We start from the raw sequence: 5,584 nt of genomic DNA, 5'->3' as shown, positions 1-5,584 counted from the left end.
GGACACGGGCGGGATTCACGAGTGCGGGTTTCCGGAAAGCGTCATGCCGAGGTTGTTCGAGATCGAACACGTCGAGCAGGACGACGTCGACAACCTGCGGTCGCTGGCGCGGCGCCCGAAAGCCGTCAGTTCCCTGATGCGCTCCACGCAGGGCGAGATGAGTTCGAGCACGTACTACCGCGACATACTCGAACCGCTCGGGCTCGGCGATGAAATGCGGGTGCTGCTACGCGACGGCGGTCGCACGTGGGGGCTGCTGGTGTTGTGCAGGACGGCCGGAAGCATCCCGTTCACCGCCGCGGACCTGGCGAACGCCCAGGCCTCCAGCAGACCCGCGACGAAGGCCGTGCGCCAGTCGCTGGTCATGACCGGCGTCGACGAGGGACTGGCCGCTGACGGCACCGGGCTGATGGTCCTTGACGCGTCCCAGCGGATGCTGACATGCAGCACCACCGCCGCGCGGCTGTTGGCCGAGATCCAGGAAGGGGCGTCGGCTGACGGGCCGAAAGCGTACCCGTACGCGCCGTCGCGACGGCCGCAGGGGCACTGGACGAGGGCGATGTGGCCCGCTCGCAGGTGCGCGCCCGCGGCGGGCAGTGGCTGACCCTGCACGCGTGGCGGGTGACGACCGGCTCGCAGCGGCTGACGACGGTGTCGATCGGTCCGGCGGAGCCGGGCGTCCTGGTCGCGCTGATCCTGGAGGTCTACGGGCTCAGCGCGCGGCAGCGGCAGATCGCTCAACTGGTCCTGCTCGGCTGGTCGAGCCGGGAGATCATCGCCGAGCTGCGCATCACCCAGAACACGCTGAACGACCACCTGGAGAAGATATTCGACAAGATCGGCGTGCGCAGCCGGCGCGAACTGGCCGCCGCGGTCTTCTCCCGGCATTACCGGCCGCAGTTGGGCGCCGGAGGGCTGGCCCTCGACGGCAGGCTGCCCAATCCGGCGCGGGCCGCATCCGCGCCCCAGGTTTCTGGGGTATCGGCGCCGACCGCTCATCCATAGTGTTTGTGCTCGGGTGAGAGGAAATGCACGGCGGCCTTACGGCTGCCGGCGCAATGGCCTGCGGTGCCGCGCATTCGGCGTCGGGGTGGATGGCGTGGCCGGTGTCAGCGGTCCGATGCGCAGCGGCTCGCAGGTGTACGTGGCGAACTCAAGCACGGGAGCGATCACGGTAATCGGCGTGCCGAGTTATGCGGTCGCCAAGACGATACCGAGCGTCGGACCCGACCCGATCGCGCTGGTCTACCGGCCCGGACCGTCCAGTCCCGCGCCGAGCGGGCCGACGACGGCGAAGCTCGCGCTCAGCGCGTCCCCGGCAGGCTCCAGCACGCAGGGCGCTTCGGTGACGCTCACCGCGAACGTCACCCCGTCAACCGCGACCGGAGTGGTGACGTTCTACGACGGAACGCAGGCGCTCGGCGGCCCGGTGACCGTCTCCGGCGGCTCGGCCTCGCTCAGCGTCACAGCGCTGGCCGCCGGGCAGCACTCACTGTCCGCACAGTTCGTACCGGACAGCACGGCGTACACTTCGGCGACCAGCCCGGCCACGCCGTACCTGGTCAACGTGCCCGGGGCGACAGCCACCAGCACCGCGCTGGCGGTTTCCCCGTCCGATACCGCACCCGAGCACACGCCGGTCGCCCTGACCGCGACGGTGACTCCGGCCGGGGCAAGCGGCACCGTTCAGTTCGTCGACACGCGCAGCGGCATCGCCACACCGGTCGGCGGCCCGGTAACCGTCGGCGCGGACGGTACGGCGGCACTGACCACCACCGCGCTGCCGTCCGGCCAGCACACGCTCGGCGCGGTCTTCACGCCGACCTCGACGTCCGCCTACGACATCTCCGCCTCGGCGGGCGTGGCGTACCAGGTGACCGCGCTGGCCACCGGGGCGACCGGCGAGAACATCACCACCACCGTGCTGCCCGGCGCGCTGGTCATCAGCGTGGCGAACAGTCAGGTGGTGCTGCCCAGCCCGGTGCTGGACTCGGCCGGCGACCTGATGACCACCTCCGGAAACCTGAACCCGATCACGTTGACCGACACGCGGGCCGGCAATCCCGGCTGGACGGTCAGCTGCCAGGTCGGCGACTTCAGCGACGGCGGGGCCAACCGGATCAACGGCCAGAACCTCGGACTCGCCCCGCAGATCATCGATCTGTCCGCGGCGCAGCACGCGACGGTGGGCAACGCCGTGACCCCGGCCGCGGTCGAGGCCGGCGACACCGGACAGGGCGGGCTGAAGAGCGCGCAAACCCTGGTCACCGGCCAGGGGTTGGGCACCGCGCACTTCGGCGGCGGCCTGACGCTCAACGTGCCCACTGACACTGCCCCGGGCACGTACACCGCGACCATGACGATCACCGCGATCTGATCCGATCGCCCACGCGATCGTCACGCACCCGATCACTGCGCGCCGTTTGCCGGCCGGACGGTCCACCCCGGACGCCCGCGCCGGCAAACGGCCCGCGACCACCCGAGGGGGACGGTTTCCGCCATGCAGCCACCACACCCGCTCACGCCGCGCCGCCGGGACGGCCGAAGTCCTCTGCGAACCTCCGTGCTACTCGCGGCCTCGGCCCTCGTCCTCGCCCTGTCTTCGGCGTCAGCGGCGGCGTACGCCGCGACCGGCACGCCAATCACCGTCGCCGGGAACGCTCCGGTCACGGCCACCGCGGTCGAGACCGCGGCAGCAAGCAGCGCGACGCTCACGCCTACGACGACGCCGACAACCTTCGCCGTACAGCCCGCCGGCACTTCGGGCGGACCCGGCGGCAGCGACCCACGGCCATACTTCTCGTACAGCGCGACGCCAAGCGCCACGTTCCTCGACCACGCGGCCATTCACAACTACAGCGCCCGGCCGCTGTCCCTGACGATATACGCGCGCGACGCTTTCAACACCGGCGACGGCGGCTTCGATGTCTAGACCGCGGGGCATGCCCCGACGGACGTCGGCGCCTGGACGACGCTCCAGCCGAACCCAGCCGCCCAAGCCCAACCTGCCGCTACACCCGCGCAGGGCCCGCGATCAACCACACCCACGCCACTGATCGTCACCGTCGCCGCGCGATCGACGGTCGTCGTCGCGTTCCGCATCGCAGTACCCGCCAACGCAATGCCCGGGGACCACGCCGGCGGCATCGTCGCGTCCGTGGCGACTCAGGGCCGTGACGCACGCGGTGACCGGGTGACCGTGGACGAGCGCGTCGGCGCCCGCATCTACCTGCGCGTCGCCGGGCCGTTGCACCCCGCGCTCACCATCACGGGCCTGCGCGCGAGCTACCAGGGCTCTGCGAATCCGCTCGGCGCGGGCCGGATCACCGTGGACTACACCGTCCGCAACACCGGGAACGTGCAGCTCTCGGCGAGCCAGCTTCTGCGCGCGTCGAACCCGTTCGGCTCCTACTCCCCCGCCCGCGCCCCAGCCGACCTGCCTCTACTGCTGCCGGGCGGCTCGGCCGCCTTCACCGAAGAGTTCGACCACGTGCCGCCGGGCGGGCTGACCCACGTCACGGTTTCGCTCACCGCCCACGCCGCGGCCGGCCAGCGCGATCTCACGCTGCCGTCGGTCCGGTCGGGCACCTCGCTGTGGACCATGCCGTGGGTCGCCCTCGCCACGACCGCATGCGTGGTGGCCGGGTCCGTGGCGTGGGCGCTACGGCGGCGTCGGCGGCGCACCGGACCGCGGCAGAACGCGTGAACGCGCTTCACGGAAACCTTGAAGAAGCGCCGGGCGGCCACCTATATCAGACTTCTGTATGAGCGCACTCATCCGAACCAGGGGGAAGCGCGGACCGAATCGATCAAAGGAGATCGCGAATGGCCCAGGACGAGCACTCCCCCGACAGGACACCGCCGCGGCGCGGCAGCCTCACCTACGCGCAGCGGCTCTACATGCTGGCGGACCGGATCGAAGCAGAGCTGCCCGCGACCGCACAGGACATCCGGCACAAGGCCGGACTCTTCCAGGAACGCGCATTCACCCGCCCGGGGTCCGGCCACTCGCCCGGGTGAACCTTGACATCCCAATTGGACTAGACCACTCTCGTCAGTACCCGATGCAACGGCGCGGCATCGAATACGCGGATCACAGCCCTACGACTCTCCGTGCTCGACGGGCCGGTCGTAGCGCTGCCATGCCGCGGATACCCACCCGCATGCGGCGAAAGGCCCCCGGCGTTCCGGCGTGATCGTGCGCCGCTGTGATCGTGCACCTTCCTGATCGTGCACTGTCATCAGGGCTCGACACCGCACCGCGTCATGAAGCGAGGGACGCATCGGATGAAACTGACAGAGGGTCCACTGATTCACACCGTTCGGCGCCGCGCCGTGGCCGTGCTCGGCGCCGTCGTGCTCCTGGCCGGGGTCGGGGTGGGCGCCGCGGGCGTCGCCCAGGCCGCCGGCGGCACCGGCGCGATCACCGGCTACCAGGGGCTGTGCCTCGACGACCGCGCCGCCAGCACCGCGCTGTTCAACCCGATCCAGGTCTACACCTGCAACGGCACCAACGCCCAGCAGTGGACGGTGGAGTCGAACAGCACCCTGGAAGTACTCGGCATGTGCCTGGACGTCGCCGCGGCCGGCACCACCGACGGCACGCTGGTCGACCTGTACTCGTGCAACGGCACCGTCGCCCAGGTCTGGCAGCCCCAGTCGAACGGGGCGCTGCTCAACCCGAACTCCGGCAAGTGCCTTGACGACACCGGTTGGGGCGGCTCGGGCACCCAGGTCGAGATCTGGGACTGCACCGGGGGCGCCAACCAGTCCTGGACGCTGCCCGGCGGCGGTTCCGGTTGCAGCGGCTACCCGGCCTGGGTCGCGGGCCAGTACTACAACGTCGGCGCGATCGTGCAGTACCCGGCCAACGGCCAGTACTACATCGCGACCAACGCGAACCCCGGCTACGACCCGACCATCAGCACCTGGTACTGGTCGCCGTACAGCTGCTCCGGCGGCGGCGGCGGGGGCGGCGGGTTCGTCGTGAGCGAGTCCCAGTTCAACCAGATGTTCCCGAACCGCAACTCCTTCTACACTTACAGTGGCCTGGTCTCCGCCCTGAGCCAGTACCCCCAGTTCGCGACCACCGGCAGCACCGCCGTGCAGCAGCAGGAAGCCGCCGCGTTCCTGGCCAACGTCGACCACGAGACCGGCGGGCTGGTCTACATCAACGAGATCGACCAGTCCGGGAACTACTGCGCGGCCGAGTCCTACGGCTGCCCGGCCGGCACCTACTCCTACTACGGCCGCGGCCCGCTACAGATCTCCTGGAACTTCAACTACTACGCGGCCGGCCAGGCCATCGGCCAGGACCTGCTGGACAACCCGAACCTGGTGTCCACCAACGCCGCAGTCTCCTGGGAAACCGCCCTGTGGTACTGGATGACCCAGACCGGCGGCAGCTCGATGACGTCGCACACCGCCATGGTCAACGGCAGCGGGTTCGGCGCGACCATCCGCGCCATCAACAGCATCGAGTGCAACGGCGGCAACACCGCCGAGATGCAGGACCGCGTCAACGACTACAACAGCTTCACCTCCATCCTCGGCGTTTCCCCGGGCGGCAACCTCACCTGCTGAC

Annotated in this window: 6 protein-coding genes and 1 pseudogene; all 7 read left to right on the top strand. The window is 70.1% G+C overall.

All coding sequences use genetic code 11. The features are described from left to right. A pseudogene (locus tag VGS97_RS28730) lies at window positions 1-604 on the top strand (hypothetical protein); the annotation flags it as partial. Then, entirely contained in the window at window positions 562-1,005 is a 444-nt protein-coding gene (locus VGS97_RS28725) for a helix-turn-helix transcriptional regulator (RefSeq protein WP_326856820.1), read from the top strand. The pseudogene VGS97_RS28730 and the gene VGS97_RS28725, both read left to right, overlap by 43 nt. 94 nt (window positions 1,006-1,099) lie before the next feature. Next, entirely contained in the window at window positions 1,100-2,377 is a 1,278-nt protein-coding gene (locus VGS97_RS28720; RefSeq protein ID WP_326856819.1) for an Ig-like domain repeat protein, read from the top strand. 123 nt (window positions 2,378-2,500) lie between these two features. After that, a complete protein-coding gene (locus VGS97_RS28715; RefSeq protein WP_326856818.1) occupies window positions 2,501-2,932 on the top strand; it encodes a hypothetical protein in 432 nt (143 codons plus the stop codon). 189 nt (window positions 2,933-3,121) lie between these two features. Beyond that, entirely contained in the window at window positions 3,122-3,706 is a 585-nt protein-coding gene (locus tag VGS97_RS28710) for a hypothetical protein (protein WP_326856817.1), read from the top strand. Window positions 3,707-3,825: 119 nt separating this feature from the next. Then, on the top strand, window positions 3,826-4,020 hold the full coding sequence (locus VGS97_RS28705; protein WP_326856816.1) for a hypothetical protein: 195 nt from the start codon (window positions 3,826-3,828) through the stop codon (window positions 4,018-4,020). A 246-nt stretch (window positions 4,021-4,266) separates the two neighbouring features. Next, on the top strand, window positions 4,267-5,583 hold the full coding sequence (locus VGS97_RS28700) for a glycoside hydrolase family 19 protein (protein WP_349262304.1): 1,317 nt from the start codon (window positions 4,267-4,269) through the stop codon (window positions 5,581-5,583). The last annotated feature ends 1 nt before the right edge of the window (window position 5,584 follow it).

The sequence above is a fragment of the Actinocrinis sp. genome (assembly GCF_035946395.1).
Lineage (GTDB): Bacteria > Actinomycetota > Actinomycetes > Streptomycetales > Catenulisporaceae > Actinocrinis.
Note: the sequence above shows the minus strand (reverse complement) of the source record. Positions and strands in the feature narration are given on the sequence as shown.

What these genes read in the sequence shown, in the direction of transcription:
- VGS97_RS28715 (WP_326856818.1), top strand. Translation starts at nt 2,501, where the DNA reads ATGCAGCCACCACACCCGCTCACGCCGCGCCGCCGGGACGGCCGAAGT.
- VGS97_RS28710 (WP_326856817.1), top strand. Translation starts at nt 3,122, where the DNA reads ATGCCCGGGGACCACGCCGGCGGCATCGTCGCGTCCGTGGCGACTCAG.
- VGS97_RS28705 (WP_326856816.1), top strand. Translation starts at nt 3,826, where the DNA reads ATGGCCCAGGACGAGCACTCCCCCGACAGGACACCGCCGCGGCGCGGC.
- VGS97_RS28700 (WP_349262304.1), top strand. Translation starts at nt 4,267, where the DNA reads ATGAAGCGAGGGACGCATCGGATGAAACTGACAGAGGGTCCACTGATT.